The organism is Streptomyces sp. WAC 01529 (assembly GCF_003945545.1).
GTDB lineage: Bacteria > Actinomycetota > Actinomycetes > Streptomycetales > Streptomycetaceae > Streptomyces > Streptomyces anatolicus.
Genome location: NZ_CP029617.1, coordinates 177480 through 202395, shown reverse-complemented (window position 1 = coordinate 202395; position 24916 = coordinate 177480). Strand labels below are relative to the sequence as shown.

Below are 24916 nucleotides of genomic sequence, written 5' to 3'. Positions count from 1 at the left end.
TCACCGCTGGCGTCGAGAGGTACGGTCCCGGCTGCGGCGGCGGCCCCTCGGGAGCGGGACCGGCTCGGGGCCGGGAACGACGGTGTTGGTGAGTGTGCCGATGCCCTCGGCGGTAAGCGTGACGGTGTCGCCGGGCTTCAGCGGCGGCGGGTCCTGCGCGCCGCGCAGGCCCCACAGCTCGGCGAGGCAGCCGCCGTTGCCGCAGGTGCCGGAGCCGAGGACGTCGCCGGGGACGACGAGGGTGCCGCGGGAGGCGTAGGCGGTCATCTCCTCGAACGTCCAGCTCATGTGGGACAGCAGGTCCTCGCCCACGACCTCGCCGTTGACCTCGGCGGTGAGCGCGAGCCGCAGGAAGCCCTCGCCGTCGCGGTACGGCTCCAGCTCGTCGGCGGTGACCAGGTACGGGCCGAGCGTGGTGGCGGTGTCCTTGCCCTTGCACGGGCCGAGGCCGACCTTCATCTCGGCGGCCTGGAGGTCGCGGGCCGACCAGTCGTTGAGGACGGTGTAGCCCACGATGTGGTCGCGGGCCCGCGCGGGTGTGAGATCGCGGCCCGCCCGCCCGATCACCGCGCCGACCTCCAGCTCGAAGTCGAGGAGCGCCGAGCCGGGCGGCATCGGGATGTCGTCGTACGGTCCGTGGATCGCGTGCGGATTGGTGAAGTAGAACGTCGGAGCCGCGTACCACTGCTCCGGCACGCCGTGGTCGGCGTCCACGGACCGCCGTACGCCCTCCACATGCTCCTCGAAGGTGACGAAGTCCCTGACGGACGGCGGCTGAAGCGGAGGGAGCAGCCGGACCCGGGAGACGTGGGGGCCGGGCGGCGCGGTGAGGGCCGGTGTTCCCGCGGCGAGCACTCCCGCCAGTCCGTCCGCCGCCGCGAGCAGAGCGGTGAGGGAGTCGACGCCGGGCAGCGGGAAGAGCATGCCGTCCTCCCGGACGACGGCCACCCGGCGGTGGCCTTGATGCGCGTAGGCGGCGAAACGCATGAAGTGACTCCCGACGATCTGGGGGGTTCAGACCGGCGGCGCGACGAACACGCCGCGGTCGGGGTCGTTGAAGGACTCCTTGGCGATCAGCTCGTTCATGGGGTTCGCGGTGCCCCACTGGTCGGTGACCTCGGGCCGGGAGAAGTCGTGGACGTGCGGGTGCCAGGTGTCCTCGTCCAGGCACTCCAGCTCCGTCGTGTACTCGACGGTGTTGCCGTGCGGGTCCAGGAAGTAGGTGAAGGTGTTGTCCCCCGCCAGATGGCGGCCCGGGCCCCAGATCTTCCTGAACCCGGCGCGCATGACACGCCCGGAGCCGCGCATGTACTCGTCGAGACCGCGCATCTCGAAGGAGATGTGGTGCAGCGCCGTGTGCGGGCCCCGCGCGATCGCCATGGAGTGGTGCTGGGTGGAGATCCGCATGAAGTGCATGACCTCGCCCATCCGCGGCGAGCTGAGGGTGTCGGAGAGCCGGAAACCGAGATGGCGCTCGTACCACTCCCGAGTCCGTTCGAGGTCGGGGGAGTTGAGCACGACGTGGGAGAGCTTGACCGGGATGGACTCCTTCTCCGCTATCTTGCGGTGCCGCCGCACGCCGACGTCGGCGGAGACCTCTAGGGTGCGTCCGTCGACGTCGAAGAAGCGGAAGCCGTAACCACCCCCGGGCGTGTCGACCTTGCCCGGCCGGGAGATCAACGGCACGCCCCCGGCGAGGAGCCGCTCGGCGAGCGTGTCCACGTCGGCGGGGCTCGCGGCCCCGTAGGAGACGAGGTCGAGGCGCTTCTCCGCGGCCTTCCGCAGCCGTACGACGTACTGCTCGGGCGAGCCCTCGGCGGCGAGGAAGGAGAGGCCGGAGTCCTCGGCGACCTTGGTCAGGCCCCAGACGCCCGCGTAGAAGTCGAGCTGCTTGTCGTAGTCGGGCACGGCGAGGTCGACGTGCCGCAGGTGGGTGAGAAGGCGTGTGCTCATGGTTCCTCCGTCAGGTGAGGGCGAGGTCGAGCAGCGCGGCGGCGTTGCCGGCGCGTATGGCGTGGAAGTCGGCGTCGGACAGGCCCGCGGCACGCAGCGCGCCGACCGGGTCGTCGCTCCCCATGTCGAAGGGGAAGTCGGAGCCGAGCAGCACCCGGCCGGCGCCCGCGACGCGGATCAACTCCCGCAAGGCGTACGGATCGTGGACGAGCGAGTCGAAGTGGAGCCGCGTCAGATAGCTGCTGGGAAGCCGGGCACAGCCGGCGCGCGCGTCGGCGCGGGAGGTCCACGCGTGGTCGCAGCGGCCCATATGGGTGGGCAGATAGCCGCCGCCGTGCGCCGCGATCAGCTTCAGGCCGGGGTGGCGGTCGAGCACGCCGGAGAGGATGAGATGGCAGAGCGCGACGGCGTTCTCGACGGGCTGCCCGACGGAGTTCGACAGGTACCACTGGTCGAGCCGTTCGTCGAGCGTGCAGCCGAAGGGGTGCAGGAAGACGATCGCGCCGGTCTCCTCGGCGCGCGACCAGAACCGTTCGTAGGCCGGGTCGGACAGCTCCCGGCCGGGAGCGTGACTGGAGATCTCCACTCCGGCCAGCCCCTGCGCGAGGGCGTGATCGAGGGCGCGCGAGGTGTGTTCCGGATGCTGGAGCGGTACGAGTCCCAGGCCGCGCAGCCGGTCGGGCGCGGCCGAACAGTGCGCGGCGGTCGCCTCGTTGGCCAGCCGGTACACCTTCTCGGCCGTCTCCCCGTCCGACCAGTAGTGATAGTGCGAGGGGGAGGGGCTGACCAGCTGCACGTCCACGCCCTGGCGGTCCATCGCGGCGAGGCGCGCGGGGACCTCGGTCATCAGGGGGACGCGCTCGCGCACCATCCGGCCGTTGACCGCGAGGGCGGCGGGCCCGTTGCGCCGTGCGTCGAGCGCCCTGGCGTCGGCGGACCCCGCCAGGGCGCCGACCAGAGCGTCGACCTCGGGCAGCAGGACGTGCGCGTGCACATCGACCGTGGGCAGGGTCACGGCAGCTCCCGGAGCATCGTCATCGTGCGGCCCATCAGGCCGGGCACGTCCGCGTCGCGGGCGCCGTCGAGCTGCCACTGCCCGATCCGCACGGACGCCTCCACGACCGGCTTCACGCGCGCGATCCGCCGCTCGTAGTACGCCCGCAGCAACGCGTCGTCCCAGGAACGGGCGGAGGCGAGCATCCGCGCGAGCACCCAGGCGTCCTCCAGCGAAAGGGCGGCGCCCTGCGCGAGGGTGGGCGGGCAGCAGTGCGCGGCGTCACCGGCGAGGACGACCCGGCCGCGGTGCCACGCGCCCTGCACCAGCATCCGGTCGAACCACGTGTAGTTGACTTGCGCGGGGTCGGTGATGTGCGCGGTGATCTCGGGCCAGAAACCGCCGTAGGCGCGGGCCAGCCGGCGCATCTCGTCGGCGTACGACTCCGGGGGGATGGACGCCCGGTCGCGGGCGGCCTCGACGACGAACGCGTACAGGGTCGTGTCACTGGTCGGGGAGTAGCCCGCGATGTACGCCGGACCGCCGTAGGTGAGGTCGCTGCGGGTCACCCCGGCCGGGCGCGGGGCAGCGACCCGCCAGATGGCCATGCCGGTTGGTTCGGGTCGCGCGGTGATGCCGATGGCGGCGCGCGTCGCGGAGCCGAGCCCGTCGGCGGCGACCACCAGGTCGTAGCGGCCCGCGGTGCCGTCGGTGAACGTCACCGAGACGCCCCGCGCGTCCTGGTCCAGGGAGGCCGCCCGGGTGCCCAGGCGGACCCGGGCGCCGCTCGCGCGGACGGCGTCGATCAGGACGCCCTGCAACTGCGGGCGCCGCATGCCGACCGTGGCGGGCAGGTCGTCGCCGCCCGTGCGCAGATCCTCCGCGACATGCAGGACGGTGCCGTCGGGAGCGGTGATGCCGACCGCGTCGAAGCCGTAGCCGCACGCCCGCACCCGCTTCCACACGCCGAGTTCGCGCAGCACGCGCAGGGCGTTGCCCTGGAGGGTGATGCCGGAGCCCGCGGTCGCGTTCCAGTCGTCCTTGGCCTCGATCAGGTCCACCGCGATCCCGGCGCGGCGCAGCAGGATCGTGACGGCGTTGCCGGCCGCGCCGCCGCCGACGACGAGGACCGTGCGGGGTGTGCTCATGGGAGAACTTCTCCGTTCCGCCGGTTACTTGACGGCGAGGGGGCTGACGGGGGAGCCGACGGCGCCGGTGATGGGCAGGGGAGCGGCGGTGAGCCAGAACGCGTACGCGCCGTCGGCCGAGCAGTCGGCGGCCAGCGCCTCCAGGTCCCACATCTCACCGATGAGCAGGCCTATGTGGGGGATCGCCACTTGGTGCAGCGGCTGGAAGGCCCGCTCGAACTCGTTCGGGCGCACCTCGAAACCCCAGGTGTCGGTGGCGATCGCCGCGATCTCCGTGCGGTGCAGCCACCCCGCCGTGCCGAACGACAGGCCGGGTGCGGGCCCGCCCGCGTACGCGCCCCACCCCTCGCGGAGCGCCCGCGTGAACCGTCCCGTACGCACCAGCACGATGTCTCCGCGCCCCACGCTGACTCCGTGCGCCTCGGCCGTGGCGGCCAGGTGCGCCTCGGTGATGGCGAAACCGTCGGGCAACTCGCCGCCCTCGCCGATGACACGGCCCACGTCCAGGAGCACGCCGCGCCCGGCGACGTACGGCGCCATGTGCTCGATGCCGGTGACCAGGTCGCCGTCGGAGGTCACGGTCCTCGCGGCGTCCCGGCCGTTCCACGCCTTGCCGTGGTCGAAGATGTGGCCGAGCCCGTCCCACTGCGTCGAGCACTGCAACGGCATGGTGATCACGTCGTCGGCGCCGCCGAGCCCGTGCGGGAAGCCCTGGTTGCCGAGCGCCGCGTCGGCGCCGGTGTCGAGCATGGTGTGCACGGGGTTGGTGCGCCGCCGCCAGCCCTGCTGCGGGCCGTCCATGTCGAAGCGCTGCGACAGCGAGAAGCTGACTCCGCGCCGCACGAGCGCGGCACCCTCGCGCCGCTTGGCCGCGTCCAGGAAGTTGAGCGTGCCGAGCCGGTCGTCCTCGCCCCAACGCCCCCAGTTGGAGCACGCCTTGGCGGCCTCGGCGATGGCGGCCTCGGGGTCGCGCCGGTCGAGGATCACGACGCCGTCGCCGCGACACAGCGGGTGCGCTGCGCACCGAGCCCGGCGATCGAGCCCTCCATGACGTCACCGGCCCGCAGCAGCCGCCCCCAGTGCATGCCGTTGCCCGCGGGGGAGCCGGTCAACACCAGGTCGCCGGGGAGCAGTTGGGCGCTCTGGGAGGCGTATGCCACCATCCGTGCCACGCTGAAGAGCATGTCCTTCGTGGACTCGTCCTGCATGGTCTCGCCGTTCAGCTTCAACGTCAGACGCAGATCCCCGGGGTCGGCGACCGACGCGGCGGGCACGATCCAGGGGCCGAGCGGGGTGAAGCCCGGCGCGTTCTTGCTGCGCAGCCAGTCGGTGCCGATCTGCGGCATGTCCCGCCGGAAGACGCCGGCGCGGTCGGTCAGGTCATTGGCGATCGTGTACCCGGCGACGTACTCCAAGGCCTCCCCGGCGGACACCTGGTACGCGGCCCTGCCGATTACGGCCGCCAACTCCAGTTCCCAGTCCGGATGTTCGGCCCAGGCGGGCAGGACCACCTCGTCGTAGGGGCCGGTGATCGCGCTCGGCAGGCCGATGAACACGTACGGAAGGTCCTCGGCGGCCCGCCGGTCCATGATCGCGGCGGCCTCGGCGCGCCGCTCCGCCTCGGGCCGCTCATCACCGGGGACCTTGTGGGCCAGGTGCAGATCGATGACGTGCTGGCGGTAGTTGGCGCCCGACTGGAACACCTGGCGCGGTTCGACCGGGGCGTGGACCCGGAAGTCCGCGAGCGGCTCGCGCTCCCCGGTGCCGTCGACGGCCAGGTCCCGCAGGTGTGGCAGGACGCCCTGCCAGTTCTCCAGCAGCCCCCGCACCGTCAACTGCTCGTCGCCGAGGGCGGATCGCAGATCGAGCACCAGGCCGTCAGGGGTGACGAGAGCGGGGAACGAGGGCCCGTCCGGGGTGGCGAGGGCGGAGAGGGTGGCGAGGGCGAAGGGTCCGGCGAAGAGCGCGGACAGGGGTTCAGATGGCACGGACAAGTCCTCCCGAGTGCGGTGGGACTAATCTGGACCCGCCACCCACGATCAGGGAAATCGATTGCTTGGATGACAGTCATCACCGGTGTCGATTCCTCCTGGTCGGGCGCCGAAACCGCGAGAGGGAAGCCCGTGAACCTGGCCCGCCTGGACCTCAACCTCGTCGTCGCCCTGCGCGCCCTGCTCGAAGAGCGCAACGTCACCCACGCCGGGCAGCGCGTAGGGCTGAGCCAGCCCGCCATGAGCGCCGCCCTCGCCCGCCTGCGCCGCCACTTCGACGACGAGCTGCTCGCCCGCGTCGGCGGCCACTACGAACTCACCGCCCTCGGCCAGGTGCTCCTGGACCGCACCTCCACCGCGTACGACGTGCTGGAGCGGCTCTTCGCCAGCCAGGCCGACTTCGACCCGGCCGAGGAGAGCCGCGAGTTCAAGCTCGTGGCGTCCGACTACGCCGTGTCCGTGTTCGGCGCCGAACTCGCCCGCGCCGTGCACAAAGAGGCCCCCGGCATCCGTCTGCGCTTCCTCCAGACCCCGCCGACCGTCGTCGACGACACGGGCACACTGCTGAGCGCGGTCGACGGCCTCTTCATGCCGCACGGCGTGATCAGCGACTTCCCCGCCACCGATCTCTACGAGGACCGATGGGTCTTCCTGGTCGCCGACGACCACCCGAGCGTCGGCGACCGGCTCACCCGACAGGACCTGGCCCGGCTGCCGTGGGTCACCTACCAGCGGACCTACGACGCCCCCGCCGTACGGCAACTCGGCATGCTCGGCGTCGAACCGCGCGCGGAGGTCTCCGTCGACAGCTTCCAGCTGCTGCCGCTCATGGTGGCGGGCACCCGCCGCATCGCCCTCATCCAGGCCCGCCTCGCCCGGCTCCTCGCCCCGATCGCCGCCATACGCGTCCTGGAACCGCCCTACGAGGCGGTCCCGTTGCGGGAGGCCATGTGGTGGCACCCGGTGCACACCCACGACGCCGGCCACATCTGGCTGCGCGAGACAGCCGCCCGGATCGGCGCTGGCATGACCGCACCCGGGGCGACCAGCCCCCTGTGACCGGAAGTGCCCCGGACCACGCCTAGCCGCGCAACGCCTTCCGGAGCGCGTCGGCGAACTCGGCCGGGTGCGTGGTCAGGCCGGTGTGCCCGCCGGGGAAGTGCAGGAGTTCCGTACCCAGGCGCTCGGCCAGGAACGCGGCCGGGCGGTAGGTCAGTTCGCCGCGCGAGTCCTGGCCGCAGGCGAGCACGAGCCGGTCCGACAGCGCCTCAAGCCGGGGGAGGTCCGGCGCGTAGGACATGAAGCGCGGCACGATGCGCCCCACGAAGTACGGCAGGTCGGCCATCGTCCGCTCGGCACGCGCCGCTGCCTGAGGCGGAAGCCTGAGCTGGGCCTCCGGCCCGGTGGAGGCGTCGCCGGTAGTGCCGTCGGTGGTGCTTTCGCCCGCCTTCAGCCCCGCCGCGAACACGCTCATCGCCGGCATCAGCCCCTGCGTACGGAACGTCTCCGCCACCCGCGCGAGGAGCGCGCGGTGCTCGGCGGCGTCGGGCAGCACCTCCACCAGCGGCGGCTCATGCGCCACGAGCCGCTCCACGCGCTCGGGGCAGGCGGTGAGCAGGTGCACGGCGGTGATCGCGCCGGAACTGCTGCCGAACACACGGGCCGGCTCACCGGGCGAGAGCAACTCCAGTACGCGCGAGGCGTCTTCGGCGTGTTCGGCCACACTCTGCTCGGCCCCGGGGTCGTCCAGCGTGCTGCGGGACATCCCGCGCGGGTCGTAGGTCGCGACGGTGTACTCGGCGGCCAGATCGTCGGCGATGGCGTCGAACGAGGCCGCGCCGCCCGTGCCGCCGGGTATCAGCAGCAGGAGCGGGCCTTGACCGCGCACTTCGTAGTGCAGGGTCGCGCCGGTCACGCGCAGGCTGCCGAGGGACGGTCCGGTCATGGGGATTCTCCTTCTCGGGACGGAGGCCAGTGCTCCAGGAGGGTGTGCAGGGCGTCGAGCGCACGCGTCCAGGACCGCTGAGGCGCACGCGCGTGCGCGAACCCTCCGGCGGCCTCCAGGGCGACGAACCCGTGGAACGTGCTGCGCAGCAACCGGACCGCGTCGGTCAGATCGGGCTCGGCGAGTCCGTAGCCACGCAGCATGCTGTACGTCAGCTCGACGGCACGCCGGGGCCCGGGCGCCCGCGCGGCCAGCTCGGGGTCGATCCGGACCGAGATCTGCGTCGCCGCATAGCGGCCCGGGTGCTCATGGGCGTACTCCCGCCAGGCGTCGGCGAACGCGACCAGCGCGTCCTTGCCCGACCGTCCCGCGGTCGCCTCCGCGATACGGAGGGTCTTCTCGTCCGCCGCGAGCAGCGCGATCCGTCCGCGCAGATCCTCCAGTCCGCGTACGTGCGTATAGAGGCTCGCGTCCTTCACGCCCAGCCGGCGTGCCACCCGCGCCATCGTCACCTGGTCGAGCCCGACCTCGTCCGCCAGCTCGGCACCCGCGAGGGCCACCCGCTCCGGCGTCAACCCTGCCCGCACCATGCGGCCTCCCCTCGGAACATGCCTAGGGGCATTAGGTTAAACCTAATGCCCCTAGGATTGCCAGCCGGGAAGTGCGGGAGCGCTACGGCACGAGCCGGTAGGCGTTCGAGATCGTCTCGGTCATGGTGTTGCCGGAGGTGTCCTTCAGATACACCCGGTACGACACGGCCTTGGCCGTCGCAGGGTGCCGGACGCTCGCCGAGCGCGCGCCCTTCTCGTCGGTCGTGACGGTGGCCGGCTTCCAGGTGGCGCCGCCGTCGTAGGAGACCTTCACGGTCAGCGAGGCGATCTTGTCGGTGCCGGCCGCCGCGCCGGCCACCTTCAGCGGCACGGTCAGGGTGCTGCCCGCCCGGGCCGTGCCGTTCAGCGCCAGCTTCGGCGAGAGGCGGACGGTGGACAGCGGTAGCGCGGTGGGCGGCGCGTCCGGTGTCTTCGCCGACGTGAACGTCCACGCGACGGTCACCTTCGTGCTGGTCGCGGTGTCCTTGGCCGCGCGCTTCGCCTCCATGGTCAGGCGGTAAGGGGCGGAGGCGGCGGGGAGTTCGGCGTACAGCGCCCCCGGCCCGCCCTCGGCGACGACGCGACCGCCCGACTCCAGCTTGCTGAAGCCCCCGGTGGTCACGGAGTCACCCGGGTGCCCCGCGCCGTCGTTGAACAGCCGGACATAGGCGTCCATGGAGTTGCCCGCGCGACGCGCACCCTGGCGGTCCTCGGCCTTGAGGTCGGGGCCCACCACACCGGTGTTGAAGTTCAGCGTGTAGCGCTTGCCCGCCTTGTACGCGACCGGATCGGTGCCGTAGTCCATGCGCGACTGGCCCGCGTCATCGAGCTGTGCCATGGACCAGGTCCAGCGCAGGCCCTTGGTGTTGAGGTAGCTCGTGCCGGAGGCCGGGAGTTTCAGCCGGGACGTCGGCGGGACGAGCGGGCCGAAGCCGTTCGCACCGACCGGAGCGGCGGAGAGCGTGCCCTTGCGTTCGGCCGCGGAGGCGCCGACGCCGAACTTCACCTCGGCGACCTCCGCCTTGGTGACGGCGTGAGCGAGACCGGTGAACCAACTGCCGGTACGCACGAAGGCCAGCCGGTAGTCGGTCTTCTTGCCCGCCGCGCCGGGCGCCTTCCAGACGCCGTTGTACTGGGCGTTGAGGGTGGGGGAGTCCGGGCCGAGTCCGGCGGTGCGGATGACGGTGTCGCCGCCCAGGCTCCAGCTCGCCGCGATCCCGGCGGCCGGGTCGTCGTAGCTGATGTCCGACGTGGTGACGCGCGCGTCGCGGTCCGGGGCCGTGACGGCGACCGGCTTGGCCTTGCGGGAGTCCAGCGTGATCTTCCGGGCCGCGCCGACCTTCAGTTCCGGCTGGACGAAGACGGCGAACTCCGTGGTCTGTCCGTAGACGGAACTCTCCAGCGCGTACGTGCCCTTGGGCACCCGCACGGTGGCCGGACCGTCGCGGAAGGGGACGGTGATCTTCTTCTGCGTGGCGCGGTCGGTGAGCGTGGTGATGTAGTGGGTCGACTCCTTCCCGTCGACGTCGAGGTGCGCCACCGTCAGGTCGTACGACTCGACCTCGCGGTCGACGACGAGACCGGTACGGACCGACTGGCCGTCACCCGCGGCGAGCACCGTGCCGCCGTAGGTGCCGTTGGCGGTGCCGAGCTTGGTGTCCGCGGTGACGGTGGTCTTCGCGGTGCCGCCGGCCGGGACGGTGAGCCGGGTGTCCTTGACGGTGAACATGCCCGCCGGGCCCGGGCGGCCCGCCGGGTCCACGCTGGTGGTGGACAGGGCGAGGGTGACGGGTTTGGTGCCGTGGTTGCGGTAGGTGACTGTCTTGGCGACCGGCTTGTCGTCGGTGTGCGGCCAGCTCTGCGTGCCGAAGGAGAGTGAGCCGGGAGAGGAGGCGACGGTCGCGGAGACCGCCCGCGTCAGATCCACGCGCCCCGCCCCCTGCTGGTGGGCGTTGAGCGCGGGATGGGGCTTGGCGGAACCGGTCAGCACGGCCTTGACCTGCCGGCCGGTCAGGGTCGGGTGCTGCTGGAGGAGCATGGCGGCGGAACCGGCCACGTGCGGGGCCGCCATCGACGTGCCCGACAGGGAGGTATAGCCGCTGTCGCCGGGCTCGTCCGGGTTCTGCGTGGAGGCCGCGGCGGTGATCTCCACACCGGGCGCGGTGATGTCGGGCTTGGTGATCCCCTCGGCGTTCGGCCCGCGGCTCGAGGTCTCCGCGAGGTTGTCCTGCTTGTCGACCGAGCCGACGGTCAGGGCGTCGGGGGCGCTGCCGGGCGTGGTCAACGTGCCCTCCGCGGGGCCGTCGTTGCCCGCGGAGGCGACGAAGAGCGCCTTGTCCGAGAGCCGGGCGACGGCCTCCTCCATCGGGTCGGTCCCCGGCGTGTCCGAGCTGCCGAGGCTCATGTTGACGACCTTGGCGCCGTTGTCGACGGCCCACTGCATACCGGCGGTGATGGAGGAGTCGGTGCCCGTGCCCTCCCGCTCGGAGATGACCTTGCCGTCGAGGATCCGCACATCGGGCGCCACGCCCTTGTACTTGCCGCCCGACTTCGCGCCGGAACCCGCGAGGGTCGAGGCGACGTGCGTGCCGTGGCCCATGCGGTCCTTGGCGTCGGGGGCGGTGGTGAAGTTCTTCTCGGTGACCTCGACGCCCTTGAGGTCCGGGTGCGTCTGGTCGACCCCGGTGTCCAGGACGGCGACCTTCACACCCTTGCCGGTGTATCCGGCCCGCCACATGGTGGGCGCGCCGATCTGCGGCACGCTCTTGTCGAGGGCGGGGCGGACCTTGGCGTCCAGCCAGACGTGCGCGATCGCGGGGACGACGGTGGTACGCGCGGCGGTACGTGAGTCCGTACGCGTGTCAGTGCCGCCGGTGCCTCCCGTGAGCGCCGACCAGAGGCCCGCCGCACCGGACTTGGGCGCGTCGAACGCCTCGCCGCCGATGGCGGGCAGCGGACGGCGGTCGAGGGCGTGGCCCTTGAGGGTGTCCCCGCCCGCGCGCGCGTTGACCCGACCGGGCCGGTAGCCGACGATCAGCGGCAACGACGTGCGGTGCGCGTCGTCGTACTTGTCCCTGACCAGCTGCGTGACGTCGAAGAGCCGCCGGTCCAGCCTGCCCGCGGCGATCAGTGCCTGGGCGTCCCGCGGTACGACGTACAGGTGCCCGCCCTCGCGCCGCACCGAGATCGAGACCTGCTCGCGGCCCTCGCCGCGCGTCAGCCGGACGACCTTCTTGCCGCCCGCCCCGACGACCACCTGGTCACCGGTGATCAGCGTGACGGTCGCCGTCTTGCCGCCCCGCGCCCCCCAACTGCCCTTGCCCTCCGGGCCGGTGTACGCGCTCGCGTCCCGGCCCGCCCCGCGGTCCGGCCGCGTCCCGGAGTCGGCCGAGGCCACCCCCGCGACCAGTGCGCCGGACATCACGACGGCTATGGCTGCCGTCGCGCCCCTCGATATAACTGCCACCCGATTTGCCTGTCTTCTCAGCGTGGTGATGCGGTCGCCCGTAACACGCGATCTTGAGCAGGTTTGGTTCTCGGATGGCGGAAGAGATCGCTGAGGCAGGTGGCTGCCCTCATACTCCCCTCGGCCCAGCCGTCCGGGCGGGGGAGAGGTATCTCGCTTAACGTGCCCGTATGGTCACTAAAAGGAACAGTTCTGCTCCCCGGCGTGGACGTCTGCCGCTCTCGCGAGGCGCCGCCGTGATGTGCTCCGCGGCCGTGGCGGCGGCCCTGCTCACGGGCTGCGGCGGCGATGACGACGACGGCGGCGGCAGCGCGAAGACCGAGGGCGCCCAGACCGCCCGCACACCCATGGCGACGTCCACCCCGTCCGCGAGCGGCGGCACGCTCACCGAGGACCAGGCCGAGCGGAAGGCGCTCGTCCCCAAGGCCAAGATCGGCTACGAGGAGGCGCTGCGCACCGCGGTAGGGGCGGTGGCCGCGTCGAAGCCGGTCTCGATCGAACTGAAGGGGCCGGCCGACACCCCCAAGTGGGAGGCCGAGGTGGCGACGGCCGACGGTGCCAAGCACGCCGTCGACATCGACGCGGTCACCGGCAAGGCCGGCCAGGCGAAGGCCGACGCGGACCAGGACGCGGACGACAAGCGCGAGCTGGCGGACCGGCTCGGCAAGGCCACCGTGACGGCGCAGCAGGCCGCGCAGACCGCGACGGACAAGGCCAAGGGCACGGTCACCTCCGTCGAACTCGACGACACCGACGGCGGCGGCGCCCCGAAGTGGTCCGTCGACGTGGTGACGACCGACGACTGGAACAAGACGACGTTCGACATCGACGCCACGAACCGCAAGATCCTGCGCGAGCACGTCGACCGGGACTGACCGCCGCCCGCGAGCGTGATCAGCCGGAGGGTGCCGCGACGAAGGGGTCCCGGCCGCCGAAGCGCCACGCCTCGATGTCGCGGTAGTGGATCGGGCCCGGGCCGCGGCCGATGTTGCTGCCGACCAGGTGCAGGCGTTCGGCCCGCCATGAGCGGCCGGTGAAACCGGCGAGGCCGGCCGCCGCCTCCACCGCGCACGACGGCGTGTCCCGCCGGGCCCGCGCCAGCGTCAGGTGGGGGCGGAAACGGCGTTCCGGGAGGACGGCACCGCACTCCTTCACGACGGTACGCACCTCGGCGGCGAGCAGATGCAACTCCGCGAGGTCCCCGTCGATCCCGCTCCACAGCACGCGTTCGTCGAAGTGCCCGCCGCCGCGCAGGGCCAGCGTGAGAGGGCGGCGCGGCGCCGCGAGCTCGGCGAGCGGCGGGCGCAGCAGGGGGACCACCGCGGTCGGCACCTCGCCGAGGAACGCCAGGGTGATGTGCCAGTCCTCGATGCGGTTCCACCGCATGCGCGGATGCGCGTGATAGGCGGGGCCGAGCTCCCTCGCCAGTTCCCGCTTCGCGTCGTCCGGCGGGGCGAGGGCGATGAAGACACGCACGGTGGCGGGCTGGATCTGTTCGTTCACAGAAGACTTCGTACCGCATCCGAATCCGCCGCGGACCGGCGCGTCACGCAAGGGGCCTGTCCAGGTGCGCGGACCGATGGCTCAGTACGCGGAGTCGACGTTGTCGATGGAGCCGTACTTGTCGGCCGCGTAGTTGGCGGCCGCGGCGATGTTGGCCACCGGGTCGGTCAGGTCGTTGGCGGTGCCCTCGACGTGGTAGGCGTCGAAGGTGGGCTGGATGACCTGGAGCAGCCCCTTGGACGGGGTGCCGTTCTGCGCGTTCACGTCCCAGCCGTTCTGGGCGTTCGGGTCACCGGCGGACTCGCGCATGATGTTGCGGTGCAGCCCCTCGTACGTGCCGGGGATGCCCTTGGCCTTCATGATGCCGAGCGCCTCGCGGATCCAGCCGTCGAGGTTGTCGGCGTGCCCGGCCTTGGCTGCCGCCGCCTGCGACACCGACGCGCTCCGGGCAGTCGGCTCCGCGGCGTGGGCGGCCGAGGGGACCAGCGTCAGGGCCGCCGCGGCGGCACCTGCGGTGGCCAGGCCGGCGAAGGAGATCTTGCGGAAGCGGGCGGTGGCGCGGGGCTGCGTCTGCGTGAGGGCCATGCGGGGGTGTCTCTCCAGGCTGGGGGTGAGGGGTGCTCACTCGGAGCGGGGGGATCCGTCCGGGACGAGTTCGGCTCGCTCGGACTCCAGCAAGGGTTAGGGGCGCCTGGAGGATGACGCAAGGGTGTGACGTACTACCCGGGATCGCAGAACCTCAGGTCAGCCGCCCGCACAAAGGGCTACCAGCCCCTCGTGCGGGCGGCGCGGCGACCACTACCGTCGTTAGCATGTGACGTGGCCCCTATGGGTGGGCTCACACGAATCACCGCGTTTCGGGGACCTCCTCGTCGGGAATCGCGTTGTCCGAGGGAGCGTCGCTGCGCCCGTAGTGGTGCGTGGTGAACATGTACAGCAGCCCCACGCCCACCACGACGCCGCCACCGAGCAGCACGATCCAGTTGTCGTACCAGGCCGCTTCCGGGGTGCGGGGCCACGCGATGGTGACGATGGCGAAGATCCCGTAGGCGAGAGCCCCGATGTTGACCAGCAGGCCCCAGCGGCCCAGACGGTACTCGCCGCTCGGCTTCCACCCCTTCACACGGGCGCGCAGCGCGGCCAGGACGACCATCTGGAAAGAGGCGTAGATGCCGAGGATCGCGAAGGAGACGATCTTGGTGAGGGCGTCCGTCGAGATCAGGGAGCCCACCGCGATCAGCGCCGGGATCACCGCCGCGACCAGCAGCGCGTACTCCGGCACCGCACGGGTCGGCGAGAACTTCCGCAGGAGCCGGTGGCCGATGATCATCTCGTCGCGCGCGTAGGAGTAGATCAGCCGCCCGGCGGCCGCCTGCAAGCTGATCGTGCAGGACAGGAACGAGATGAGGACGACGGCCATCACCAGGCGGGCGCCGGTCTCACCGAGGGCGTCGAAGAGGATCCTGACGGCCGGGTCGGGGTCCTTCCCGGAGATCACCGCCTGGTAGTCGACGACGGCAAGCAGCAGCGTCAGACAGGTGAAGGTCGCCGCGGCCCCGCCGACGTAGATGGTGCGGCGCATCGCCTTGGGGATCACCTTGCCGGGGTTCTTCACCTCCTCTGCGACATCCCCGCAGGCCTCGAAGCCGTAGTACTGGTAGAAGCCGATGATCGCCGCACCGAGGAAGACGGGCAGATAGGAGCCGTCCCCGGCGGCGCCGTAGTCGTCGAAGAGCACACCGAGGCCGTGGAAGCGGTGGGTGACCAAGAGAATGATGCCGACGACCAGAGCGCCGATCAGCTCCGCGCCGAAGCCGATCAGCGCCGCCCACGAAAGGGCCTTCGTGCCGGCGTAGTTGATGATGACGGCCACGAGGATCAGCCCGATCGTGCACAGCACGGTGGTGTGCACGGTGGCGTCGAAACCGAGCAGGATCGCGATGTAGGGCCCGGCGCCGTACGCGACGCTCGTGATCGTCACGAGCAGCGCCCACATGTACACCCACCCGGTCATCCAGGCCCAGCGTTTGCCCCACAGCCGCCGTGCCCACGGGTAGACCCCGCCCGCCACCGGGTACTGCGCGACGACCTCGCCGAAGACCAGCGCCACGAGGAACTGCCCGCAGCCCGCCATGACGAAGGCCCAGATCATCGGGGGCCCGCCGTCGGCGAGGGCCGTGCCGAAGAGGGTGTACGTGCTGACGACGGGGGAGAGGTAGGTGAAGCCGAGGGCGAAGTTCGCCCACGGCCCCATGTCCTTGCGGAACTCCGAGTCCTCTTCGCCCCGGCCGGTCTTGGCCGCGCTGTCCGGCGTTCCGGGAACGGGGGTGGTCACTGGCCCGCCCCTTCCGTGCCCAGCGGCTGGGGAGCCGGCCGGGCGCTGATGAGATCCGCCGCGCGCTCGGCGGCGAGCAGCACGGTGACCATCGGGTTGATGGTCGGCATGGTCGGGAAGATGGAGGCGTCCACGATGCGCAGCCCGTCGTGTCCGCGCAGCCTCAGCTCTGGATCGACCACCGCGAGCGGATCGTCCTCGGCGCCCATCCGGCAGGTTCCGGCCGGGTGGTAGACGGTGTGCGCGGCCCGGCGCCCGTACTCGGAAAGCTCCGCGTCCGACTGCACGTCCGGGCCCGGCGCCACCTCGCGCAGCAGCCAGTCGCTGAAGGGTGCGGTGGCCGCCACCTCGCGGGCGATCCGCAGACCGTCGACGATCGTGCGCTCGTCGTGGCCCTCCGAATCGGTGAAGTAGCGGAAATCCAAGGCCGGTTTGACGGTGGGGTCCGCGCTGCGCAGCCACATGCGGCCCACGGAACGGGCGCGCGGCACGTTCGGGGTCATGCACACGCCGTGCTCGGGAACGGGGTAGCCGAGCCGTTCGGTGTTGACGGTGAACGGCACTTGGTAGAAGTGGAACATCAGGTCGGGACGCGGGCCGCCCCCGGCGTCGCGGCGCAGGAAGAGACCGGCGTCAGAATCCATCGCCGAGTTGGGCGGCAGCGGGCCGCGGGTCTCCCACACGATCACCGACTCGGGATGGTCAAGCAGGTTCTCGCCCACCCCGGGCAGGTCGGCGTGGACCTCGATGCCCAGGTCGCGCAGCTGGTCGGCGGGCCCGATGCCGGAGAGCATGAGCAGCCGCGGCGTGTCGATCGCCCCGGCGCACAGCAGCACCTCCGCCTCGGCCTCCAGCGTCGACACGGACCCGTCGGGGTTGCGGACCTGGACGCGGGTGAAGCGGCCCTCGTCGTCGCGCAACAGCCGGTACGCCCAGGTCTCCAGACGCAGCGTCAGGTTCGGCCGGTCCATGATGGGGTGCAGATACGCGACCGAAGCGGAGGAGCGGGTGTTCGTCTTCGGCTCGTAGGCGAGGGAGAAGAAACCGGCGCCGTCGGTGAAGGGGCGGGCGTTGAAGTCCTCGACGACCGGCACGCCGAGCCGGCTGGTCGCCGCCGTCACGAAGTCCTCGGCGATCGCGTTACGGTCGGCGGCGGCGACAGGCACGATGTTGTTCTGCAGCCGCGACCGGTACGGCAGGATCGTCTCCGGGCCCCAGCCCTCGCAGCCCGCGGCCACCCACTCGTCGAGGTCCTGCGGGAACGGCAGGAAGCTGATCAGCGTGTTGTGCGAGGAGCAGCCGCCGAGCACCCGGGCCCGGGAGTGCAGGATGTGCGAGTTGCCGCGCGGCTGCTCCTCGGTGGTGTAGCCGTAGTCGAACTCGGAGCCGAGCAGGTTGATCCAGTTGCGCAGCCGCAGGATGCGGTCGTCGCCGACATCGCTCGGCCCGCCCTCCACCACGCAGACCCGGCAGCCCGGGTCCTCGCTCAGCCGCGCGGCCAGTACGGAACCGGCCGTACCACCGCCGATGATCAGATAGTCGTAGGTCGTCGTCTCGTCGTGCATGCTCTTCGCCCTCGCTCTCGCCCTGCCCGCTCAGCCCTTGAACCAGCCGGAGACGCCCGGCCTCAGGTTCTGGTAGATGTGCTTGGCCTCCTGGTATTCGCGCAGGCCGGTGGGGCCCAGCTCCCGGCCGAAACCGGAGCGGCCGAAGCCGCCCCACTCGGCCTGCGGTACGTACGGGTGGAAGTCGTTGATCCAGACCGTGCCGTGCCGCAGCCGGGCCGCCACCCGCTGGGCACGGCTCGCGTCGTTCGTCCAGACACCGCCGGCCAGGCCGTACTGGGTGTCGTTGGCCAGCTCCACGGCCTCGTCCTCGGTGCGGAAGCGCTCCACGGTGACCACCGGCCCGAAGACCTCCTCCCGCACGATGCGCATGGAGCGGTCGCAGTCGGCGTAGATGGTGGGCAGCAGGAAGAAGCCGCGCGACAGTTCGGGATCGTCGGGGCGGCGGCCGCCGCAGACCAGGCGGGCGCCCTCGTCGCGGGCGATCTCCAGATAGCCCTCGACCTTCTCCCGGTGCTCCGCCGAGCTGAGCGGCCCGCTCTCGGTCGCCGGGTCGAGACCGCTGCCGAGCCGGATGGCCCCCGCGCGGGCGGCGAGCCGCTCCACGAACCGGTCGTGCAGGGAGTCCTCCACCAGGAGCCGGGAGCCTGCCGAGCAGACCTGCCCGGAGTGCAGGAACGACGCCTCCAGCGCGTGGTCGACGGCGGCGTCGAAGTCGCAGTCGGCGAAGACCACGTTGGGGTTCTTGCCGCCCAGCTCCAGCGCGAGGTTCTTCACGCCCGGCGCGCACGCCTCCATGATCCGGCGCCCGGTCGCCAAACCGCCGGTGAAGGACACCAGGTCTACGTCCGCGTGGGAGGACATCGCGGCGCCGACGGTGGCGCCGGGGCCGAGCACGAGGTTCGCGACACCGGCCGGCGCTCCCGCCTCGGCGATGAGCCGCATCATGTGGAGCGTGGACAGCGGCGTCGTCTCGCTGGGTTTGAGTACGAAGGTGTTGCCCGCGGCCAGGGCCGGAGCGACCTTCCAGGAGGCCTGGAGCAGCGGATAGTTCCACGGCGCGATGAGCGCGCAGACCCCGATGGGGTGGTAGGTGACGCGGCTGAGCACGTCGGGGCCGACGTCCACGACCCGGCCGCCGTCCTTGTCGGCGATCTCGGCGAAGTAGCGGAACGCGTTCGAGACGTCCTCGACGTCGATCCGCGCCTCGGCGAGCGTCTTGCCGGTGTCGAGGGACTCGACGTGGGCGATCTCCTCCTGGTCCCGCAGGAGGAACCGCGCCACTCTCAGCAGTACGTCGGCCCGCTCCCGGGTGGGCGCCGACGGCCACTCCCCGCGGTCGAAGGCGCGCCGGGCGGCGCGTACGGCGAGGTCGACGTCGGCCTCGTCCGCGTCGTCGACCTGCTGGATGACGGACGCGTCGTACGGGTTGACCACGTCCCGCCGCGCGCCCTGGACGGCACCGGTCCACTCCCCGTCGATGAACAGTTCCGCCATCGGGGCCTCCCTCGCTCTCGCACCTGTCCGGTACCGACGTGACCACCGGCACGGCATACCGGGCACCAACATCGTCCGCGCGGCTCGCACCGGTCATGCGGACGCACGGGGCGAGGGGAGAGTCGGGCGCAGATGTGACCTGGTTGGGCTAGGCGCGAGGGCGAGGCGGGGGAGTCGAGGGAGGCCAGGAAGCGGGGGAGCGGGCGCAGGACTCAGATCATCAGCGTGCGGGTGCCCCACCAGTTGCCCGGCGGCCGCTGCCAGGAGGTGAGCGGTCCGACGAGCCGGCCGTCGGCGGCGCCAAGGAGGGTGAGCAGTGCGGCCGCCCCGTCCGTCGTCCCCTTGAACAGCGCGAGGTCCCGCCGCCCGTCGCCGTTGTAGTCGCCGGAGACGACATGGCTGTGGGAGAACGTCCAGGTGCCCGGCGGGGCGCTCCACGGCACGGTGGGGACCTGGAAACCGCCATCGCCGGTGGTGGCGAAACGGAACAGGGAGACGGCCCCGTCGTTGTACCCGTACATCGCGATCAACTCGTCACGGCCGTCACCGTCGTGGTCCCCGGCGGCCAGCTTCACCTGGTTGCCCCACCAGTTGCCGGGGGGCCGGTGCCAGGAGGTGAGCGGCGCGGTGAGGCCGCCGTCCGCGGTGCCGGTCAGGGTGAGCAGTTCGGCGGCGCCGTGCGCGGTGCCCTTGAAGAGCGCGACGTCCTGACGGCCGTCCGCGTCGAAGTCGCCCGTGGCGATACGGCTCTGGGCGAAGTCCCAGGTGCCCGCGGGCGCGCTCCAGGGGGTGGAGGGCACCTGGAAGGCGCCGTCGGGCGTGGTGCGGAAGCGGAACAGGGTGACGCTGCCGTCCTTGTAGCCGTACAGGGCCATGGCCTCGTCACGGCCGTCACCGTCGTAGTCCCCCGCGGTCAACTGGACCTGGTCGCCCCACCAGTTGCCCGGCGGCCGCTCCCACGACTTGAACGGCGCCGCGTACCCGCCGTCAGCGGTGCCGAGCATCGTGAGCAGCGCGATGGAGCCGTCGCCGTGACCGCGCAGCAGGGCCGCGTCCCTGCGGCCGTCGCCGTTGAAGTCCCCCGAGGTCATCCGGCTGTGGGTGAAGTCCCAGGAACCGGCGGGGGAACTCCACGGCACGTCCGGCGTCTCGAAGCCGCCCGCGCTGTTCGTCGGAAAGCGGAACAGGGAGACGGAGCCGTTGTCGTACCCGTAGAGGGTGGACAGATCGTCACGCCGGATGTCGTTGCCGGTGCGGTCCGGCCGCTGCTGGAAGGCGATCCCCTTCTGGTTGGCGCACGTCGACAGCACGATGGGGGCGCCCCGGCGCTCGGCGGAGTTCTCCACCTCCAGGCAGCGCATGGGCGTGGTCGTCCGGGAGAGGATCCACGCGGAATCCGTACGGCTGTCGATCTCGAAGTCGACGCCCGGTGAACCGGCGCAGCCCCACTGTTCGACGCGCGGGGCCGAAGTACCGACCGTGCCGCCCGCGGGCGCGTCCGTCCGCACCGCCAGGCACTTGCCGCTGTGCGCGTTCACGATGTTGACCGCGCTGGTCGAGGCGGCCGAGGGCCGGATGAGCCAGCGCGCGCCGGGCTGGCCCTCGCAGTCCCACTGCCGGATCTTCGCCCCGTCGGCGCTGGAGGAGTTCTCCACCTCCATGCACCTGCCGCTGTGGACGTTGAGGAGGTTGACCGGAGCCTCGCCCGCGGCCGCCCCGGCCGCCCCGGCCGTCGCGGTTCTGGGCGCCACCAGGACGGCCATGACGGCCAGCACGGTGACGAGAAGCCACGCGAGCGGCCATCGGCGTGCACGTACACGGACACTGCCACTGCGCATACGGACCACTCCCCGGACGTCGGACGTACCGGGCCGGAGCCTCACAGGCCGCCCTGACGCACCGCTGACACGCGGCCGCACGGACTTTCACGCCGGGTCCGCCAGTTCGCGCAGGAGCGCGCGGACCTCGTCCACCTCCGGGTCGGGGGCGTGGATGTCGAGGTAGATGGCGAGGGCCTGGCGCAAGGCTTCCCTGGCCGGCCCGACGGCTCCCGTCGCCCGGTGCGCCTGGCCCAGATGGACCAGGGTCTCGGCCTCGTTGTACCGGTGGCTGAGCGCGCGGTTGAGACCCAGGCTCTGCTCGTAGCAGTCGATGGCCTTCGTATGGTCACCGAGTCGGTGGTAGGCGTATCCGAGGGTGTCCCAGGTGCCCGCCCGGCCCCGCTCGTCGCCCAGCTCGCCCTGGATGGCCAACGCCTCCTCGCAGCGGCGCACCGCGGCGGCGTGATTCCCGAGCTGGGCGTGGTCCCATGCCACCGCGTTCAGGGCGCGGGCCCGCCCGGCGAGGTGTCCGACCGCGGTGAACGAGTCGACGGCGAGCTCGTCGTGCCGCAGGGCGGCGCTCCTGTCGCCCTGACGTTCGTACAGCCAGCCCAGGGCGAGGTGGGTGTGGGCGGTCGACAGGAGGTCCGCGCCCGCCTCCGAGAGGTCGAGCGCACGGGCGAGTTCGCGATGGGCCTCGGCGAAGCGGCCGGTCTCGGTGCAGGCCCAGGCGAGCGCGCGGTGGGACTCGGCCTGGGCGGCCGTGTCCCCGGTGCGGGCCGCCGCGGCGAGGGCGGTGGTGTGCACGGCGGCGACATCGGCCCAGCGCCCTCGCCGGGCAAGGAACGTGGTGAACGCCCAGGCCAGCCGCCAGGCCTGCGCGTGGCGCCCGGTGCGCGCGGCGTGTTCGACGGCCGCCGTCAGCACGGGGTGCTCGTCCGCGAACCACGCGAGAGCCAGGTCGTGCGTGGCGAATTCCTCGGGGCGCGTGCCGTCCGCCGCCGCTGCCGGGCGGAGCGGGTCGCGGTGGGGGAGCAGGAGGCGGTCGGCCGCGTACGCCGTATGCGCGTAGTGATCGAGGACCCGGGTGAGCGCCGCCTCGGCTTCTTCGGCGTGCGCGGCGCTCTCCGCCAGCTCCAGGGCGTACGCACGCAGCAGGTCGTGGCAGGTGAAACGGCCGGGGACGCGCTCCTGGACGAGGTGGTAGGCCTGGAGACGGCGCAGCAGGGTGCGGAGGCGGGCGGGCGGCAGAGCGGTGAGGCCGGCGGCGGCGGGCAGGGCGATGTCGGTGCCGGGCGCCTGGGCGAGCTGGCGGAAGACGCGGGCCGCATCGGCGTCCAGGGCACGGTAGGAGGAGGCGAAGACGGTGCGTACGTCGCTGGTCACCTCGCCGGTCTCCAGGGCGTCGAGCCGGGTCGAGGCGTCGTGCACCTCGGCCACCAGCGCGGTCAGACCGAGCATCGGGTTCGTGGTGACGCGGGCCGCGAGAACGCTGATGGCCAGTGGGAGACCGGCGCAGTGCCGGATCAGCTCCGCCGCCGCGTCGGGTTCCGCGGCGACGCGGTCGGCGCCGAGATGCCGCACGAGCAGGTCGTGCGAGTCGGCGCCGTCGAGCGTGTCCAGGGTGAGCTGCCCGGCGCCGTGGGAGGCGGTGAGCCCGAGGAGCTGGTGGCGGCTGGTGACCAGGACCGTACAGGTGGGGCTGCCGGGGAGCAGGGGGACGACCTGGTCGGTGTCGCGGGCGTTGTCGAGCACGACGAGCAGCCGCCGTCCCGCGGTGAGGCTCCGGTACAGCGCGGCCTGGGCCTGTGGGGTGGTGGGAAGGGCCGCGGGATCGGCGCCGAGGGACTCCAGGAAGCCCCGCATGGCCGCGTAGGGGTCCACCGGTTCGCCAAAGGGCGCGAACCCGCGGAGGTCCGCGTACAACTGCCCGTCGGGAAAGGCCTCTTGCTGCTCGTGGGCCCAGCGCAGCGCCAGCCAGGTCTTGCCGACGCCGCCGGTGCCGCAGACCGCGGCGATCAGCACGCTCTCGCCGTCCGGCTCGCCCTGGGGCGTCAGAAGCTTGCTCAGCCGTACGAGTTCACTCTCGCGGCCGGTGAAGAGGGGCGGCGGGGCGGGCAGTTGCCGGGGAACGACGGCGGCGCCGGCGGCCTGCGGCGCCGCGAGCCGCGGATCGGCGACGAGGATCTGCCGGTAAAGCTCCTGCAGGGCGGGCGCGGGGTCGATGCCCAGCTCTTCGGCGAGACGCCCCCGCAGGCTCTGATACTGGCTGAGTGCGTCGGCGGGCCGCCCACCGCGGTACAGGGCGAGCATGAGCTGACCGGCGACGCGTTCGTCAAGGGGCTGCTCCCGCGCGCGCGTGGTGAGCCCGGGTAACAGCTCTCCGTGCAGCCCGCCCCGTAATCGGATGTCGACACTGTCCAACTCGGCCGACAGCCGCTCCCGCTCGAGGACTTGCCGCAGATCGCAGAACCACGGGGTGTCCACAGTGGCGAACGCTTCCCCCCGCCACAGGGCCAGCGCCCTTTCCATGAGTACGGCCGCCCGCTCATCGTCGGCCAGCCGGGCTTGCGCGACCAGATCCCGGAACCGATGGAGATCCACCGTCACCGGATCGACCTCCAGCACGTAACCGCCGGGCCGCCGCGCGATGACCGCCTCGTTGACGGCGGCGGAGGCCAGCGCCTGGCGGAGGCGTGACAAGTAGCCGTACAGCGTCCCCCTCGCCCGCTGCGGGGCTCGGTCGCCCCAGACGCGGTCGATCAGCTCGTCGACCGAGACCGGCCGGTTGGCGTCGACGAGCAGGGCGGCGAGCACGCAACGCTGCCGGGTGTGTCCCACCTCCACGGGAAGACCGTTGGCGCGCGCCTCGATCGTGCCGAGCAAGCCGAACTCCACCGACATCCCCACCACCCCCTCGGCTGGGACCCTAGACGCGGTGCGACCACCCTCACCAGCCGATGCGGGCCCGAGATTCGTCCCGATCCCACGCGCTCCATGGGGGCCCAGCGGGGCCCAGGGGGCGCCGCCCGTGGAGTTCGAGTGTGCCCCCGGGTCTGCCCGGCCGTACCTCGTCCGGGCGCGCCCGCCGCGTCTAGGCTCGCGCGGACGAGCCGACGGACGGGGCGGGCATGCGCGAGACACGGAGGGCCGCGGAGCGGCAGACGACGGAACAGGCCGCCGCCGGGCGCGGGACGGTACGCCCCACGGGCCTGGCCGCCCTTCAGCAACGCGCGGGCAACGCGGCGGTGACGCACTGGCTGCAGCGCCAGACAGGCGACCTGAAAGAGCGTTACGCCACGAGGCCCACCGAGCACCCCGAGTGGGGCCCGTACCAGGAGCTGACGGAGGCCGCGGGCATCCCCCAGCCCCAGGCGGACGCCGCCTGGCAACTCCTGCTGGGCGGGGTCGACTCGCAGGGCGCGCTGAACGCTGAGGCCCAGGCGAAGACGAACGTACGCCAGGAGCAGCGGGACCTCCGCGCGTCGAACACGTGGTACCAGGAGTTCGTCAGGCTCATGAGCGAACACCTGGAGATCAGGACGCCCACCATGGCCCTGTGGTCGGGCGGCATCGAGACCAGCGACTACGCGTACGGAAAAGGCCACACACCGCTGGAGCGGACCCGGATCGGCGGCGTGCTCAACGTCCTGAAGCTGCACCCGGACTGGAGGCTGAAGACACCGATGTGGAACGTCCTGTCCAAGGCCTTCGTGGCCCGCGCGACCGGCCCCGTACACATCTTCATGCGCGCCTACGCCCCGGAGAGCGTCCTCATCTCGCAGGAGATCCCTCAACTGCGGCTGGTCCAGGAGCTGAATCCGGACGTGAAACTGGTCTGGCACCCGGTGTACACCACGCCCGACGGGCGGTTGCGTGAGATCACGGCGGACTACCGGCTCGTCGACAACGCGGAGTACGGAGGGCGGGATATATGCGTGAGCGTCCTCATTCAATATCTGCGGAAGTTCCACGACGAGAGCAACGCCAAGGCCACCCCCGCACACGAGAACATGGAGAAGCTGATCGTCGCGAACGGCCACAAGGAGGGCGCCTGAGCCGACGGCGTTCACCGTGAGCAGCACCCCGAAGTCCGGCCAGCCACGCGG

At 72.0% G+C, this 24916-nt stretch carries 19 protein-coding genes; 3 read left to right on the top strand and 16 right to left on the bottom strand.

Annotation, left to right across the window (positions count from 1 at the left end; genetic code table 11):
* From DMA15_RS00810 to DMA15_RS00785, 6 genes are read right to left on the bottom strand one after another with little or no spacing between them, the layout of a single operon-like run.
* The gene (locus DMA15_RS00810; RefSeq protein ID WP_125510733.1) at nucleotides 1–987 is read right to left on the bottom strand and encodes a fumarylacetoacetate hydrolase family protein; all 987 of its coding nucleotides are present in this window, start codon (nucleotides 985–987) and stop codon (nucleotides 1–3) included.
* A 27-nt stretch (nucleotides 988–1014) separates the two neighbouring features.
* Nucleotides 1015–1953 (bottom strand): VOC family protein, encoded by a 939-nt coding sequence (locus DMA15_RS00805; RefSeq protein ID WP_125510732.1) that lies wholly within the window; start codon nucleotides 1951–1953, stop codon nucleotides 1015–1017.
* A 10-nt stretch (nucleotides 1954–1963) separates the two neighbouring features.
* On the bottom strand, nucleotides 1964–2968 hold the full coding sequence (locus tag DMA15_RS00800) for an amidohydrolase family protein (RefSeq protein ID WP_164551658.1): 1005 nt from the start codon (nucleotides 2966–2968) through the stop codon (nucleotides 1964–1966).
* Entirely contained in the window at nucleotides 2965–4095 is a 1131-nt protein-coding gene (locus DMA15_RS00795; protein ID WP_125510730.1) for an FAD-dependent oxidoreductase, read from the bottom strand. The genes DMA15_RS00800 and DMA15_RS00795 overlap by 4 nt, the downstream gene beginning before the upstream one ends.
* 24 nt (nucleotides 4096–4119) lie before the next feature.
* The gene (locus tag DMA15_RS00790; RefSeq protein ID WP_125510729.1) at nucleotides 4120–5082 is read right to left on the bottom strand and encodes a cyclase family protein; all 963 of its coding nucleotides are present in this window, start codon (nucleotides 5080–5082) and stop codon (nucleotides 4120–4122) included.
* Nucleotides 5079–6089, bottom strand: a complete 1011-nt coding sequence (locus DMA15_RS00785) for a fumarylacetoacetate hydrolase family protein (RefSeq protein WP_125510728.1) — start codon at nucleotides 6087–6089, stop codon at nucleotides 5079–5081. Before DMA15_RS00785 ends, DMA15_RS00790 begins: the two co-directional genes overlap by 4 nt.
* A gap of 129 nt (nucleotides 6090–6218) precedes the next feature.
* Here DMA15_RS00785 and DMA15_RS00780 point away from each other — a divergent pair, with 129 nt between their 5' ends.
* Nucleotides 6219–7145 (top strand): LysR family transcriptional regulator, encoded by a 927-nt coding sequence (locus tag DMA15_RS00780; protein ID WP_125517146.1) that lies wholly within the window; start codon nucleotides 6219–6221, stop codon nucleotides 7143–7145.
* 22 nt (nucleotides 7146–7167) lie between these two features.
* Here the strand turns inward: DMA15_RS00780 and DMA15_RS00775 are convergent, their stop codons facing one another.
* The 3 genes from DMA15_RS00775 to DMA15_RS00765 all read right to left on the bottom strand — a co-directional run bounded on the left by DMA15_RS00775 (nucleotide 7168) and on the right by DMA15_RS00765 (nucleotide 12042).
* Nucleotides 7168–8031 carry an alpha/beta hydrolase gene (locus DMA15_RS00775; RefSeq protein ID WP_125510727.1) on the bottom strand — a complete coding sequence of 288 codons (864 nt, stop codon included), beginning with the start codon at nucleotides 8029–8031 and terminating at the stop codon, nucleotides 7168–7170.
* Nucleotides 8028–8621 carry a TetR/AcrR family transcriptional regulator gene (locus DMA15_RS00770; protein WP_125510726.1) on the bottom strand — a complete coding sequence of 198 codons (594 nt, stop codon included), beginning with the start codon at nucleotides 8619–8621 and terminating at the stop codon, nucleotides 8028–8030. Before DMA15_RS00770 ends, DMA15_RS00775 begins: the two co-directional genes overlap by 4 nt.
* An 82-nt stretch (nucleotides 8622–8703) precedes the next feature.
* Nucleotides 8704–12042, bottom strand: coding sequence for a S8 family peptidase (locus DMA15_RS00765; RefSeq protein WP_125510725.1), 3339 nt, complete (start codon nucleotides 12040–12042; stop codon nucleotides 8704–8706).
* A 284-nt stretch (nucleotides 12043–12326) separates the two neighbouring features.
* Here DMA15_RS00765 and DMA15_RS00760 point away from each other — a divergent pair, with 284 nt between their 5' ends.
* Nucleotides 12327–12962, top strand: coding sequence for a PepSY domain-containing protein (locus DMA15_RS00760; protein WP_125517144.1), 636 nt, complete (start codon nucleotides 12327–12329; stop codon nucleotides 12960–12962).
* A gap of 19 nt (nucleotides 12963–12981) precedes the next feature.
* Here the strand turns inward: DMA15_RS00760 and thpR are convergent, their stop codons facing one another.
* The 7 genes from thpR to DMA15_RS00725 form a co-directional block, all read right to left on the bottom strand.
* On the bottom strand, nucleotides 12982–13590 hold the full coding sequence (gene thpR, locus DMA15_RS00755) for an RNA 2',3'-cyclic phosphodiesterase (RefSeq protein WP_125510724.1): 609 nt from the start codon (nucleotides 13588–13590) through the stop codon (nucleotides 12982–12984).
* Nucleotides 13591–13671: 81 nt separating this feature from the next.
* On the bottom strand, nucleotides 13672–14175 hold the full coding sequence (locus DMA15_RS00750; RefSeq protein ID WP_125510723.1) for a transglycosylase SLT domain-containing protein: 504 nt from the start codon (nucleotides 14173–14175) through the stop codon (nucleotides 13672–13674).
* A gap of 262 nt (nucleotides 14176–14437) precedes the next feature.
* Complete coding sequence (locus tag DMA15_RS00745; RefSeq protein ID WP_240659633.1) at nucleotides 14438–15925, bottom strand: APC family permease; 1488 nt, start codon at nucleotides 15923–15925, stop codon at nucleotides 14438–14440.
* Nucleotides 15922–17490: a GMC oxidoreductase gene (locus DMA15_RS00740; protein ID WP_125510722.1), complete on the bottom strand. Its 1569-nt coding sequence runs from the start codon at nucleotides 17488–17490 to the stop codon at nucleotides 15922–15924. The genes DMA15_RS00745 and DMA15_RS00740 overlap by 4 nt, the downstream gene beginning before the upstream one ends.
* Nucleotides 17491–17520: 30 nt before the next feature.
* Entirely contained in the window at nucleotides 17521–18987 is a 1467-nt protein-coding gene (locus DMA15_RS00735) for an aldehyde dehydrogenase family protein (RefSeq protein ID WP_125510721.1), read from the bottom strand.
* 212 nt (nucleotides 18988–19199) lie between these two features.
* Nucleotides 19200–20825, bottom strand: coding sequence for an RICIN domain-containing protein (locus tag DMA15_RS00730; protein WP_125510720.1), 1626 nt, complete (start codon nucleotides 20823–20825; stop codon nucleotides 19200–19202).
* Between the two features lie 87 nt (nucleotides 20826–20912).
* A complete protein-coding gene (locus tag DMA15_RS00725) occupies nucleotides 20913–23711 on the bottom strand; it encodes a BTAD domain-containing putative transcriptional regulator (RefSeq protein ID WP_125510719.1) in 2799 nt (932 codons plus the stop codon).
* Nucleotides 23712–23938: 227 nt separating this feature from the next.
* On the opposite strand from DMA15_RS00725, the gene DMA15_RS00720 reads away from it, so the two are divergent.
* Complete coding sequence (locus DMA15_RS00720) at nucleotides 23939–24865, top strand: hypothetical protein (RefSeq protein WP_125510718.1); 927 nt, start codon at nucleotides 23939–23941, stop codon at nucleotides 24863–24865.
* The last annotated feature ends 51 nt before the right edge of the window (nucleotides 24866–24916 follow it).

Bases quoted from the DNA above. Each gene is read 5' to 3' on its own strand.
- DMA15_RS00730 (WP_125510720.1), bottom strand. From the start codon at position 20,825: ATGCGCAGTGGCAGTGTCCGTGTACGTGCACGCCGATGGCCGCTCGCG.
- DMA15_RS00720 (WP_125510718.1), top strand. From the start codon at position 23,939: ATGCGCGAGACACGGAGGGCCGCGGAGCGGCAGACGACGGAACAGGCC.
- DMA15_RS00795 (WP_125510730.1), bottom strand. From the start codon at position 4,095: ATGAGCACACCCCGCACGGTCCTCGTCGTCGGCGGCGGCGCGGCCGGC.
- DMA15_RS00750 (WP_125510723.1), bottom strand. From the start codon at position 14,175: ATGGCCCTCACGCAGACGCAGCCCCGCGCCACCGCCCGCTTCCGCAAG.
- DMA15_RS00740 (WP_125510722.1), bottom strand. From the start codon at position 17,490: ATGCACGACGAGACGACGACCTACGACTATCTGATCATCGGCGGTGGT.
- DMA15_RS00805 (WP_125510732.1), bottom strand. From the start codon at position 1,953: ATGAGCACACGCCTTCTCACCCACCTGCGGCACGTCGACCTCGCCGTG.
- DMA15_RS00765 (WP_125510725.1), bottom strand. From the start codon at position 12,042: ATGTCCGGCGCACTGGTCGCGGGGGTGGCCTCGGCCGACTCCGGGACG.
- DMA15_RS00770 (WP_125510726.1), bottom strand. From the start codon at position 8,621: ATGGTGCGGGCAGGGTTGACGCCGGAGCGGGTGGCCCTCGCGGGTGCC.
- DMA15_RS00810 (WP_125510733.1), bottom strand. From the start codon at position 987: ATGCGTTTCGCCGCCTACGCGCATCAAGGCCACCGCCGGGTGGCCGTC.
- DMA15_RS00775 (WP_125510727.1), bottom strand. From the start codon at position 8,031: ATGACCGGACCGTCCCTCGGCAGCCTGCGCGTGACCGGCGCGACCCTG.
- DMA15_RS00760 (WP_125517144.1), top strand. From the start codon at position 12,327: ATGTGCTCCGCGGCCGTGGCGGCGGCCCTGCTCACGGGCTGCGGCGGC.
- DMA15_RS00725 (WP_125510719.1), bottom strand. From the start codon at position 23,711: ATGTCGGTGGAGTTCGGCTTGCTCGGCACGATCGAGGCGCGCGCCAAC.
- DMA15_RS00735 (WP_125510721.1), bottom strand. From the start codon at position 18,987: ATGGCGGAACTGTTCATCGACGGGGAGTGGACCGGTGCCGTCCAGGGC.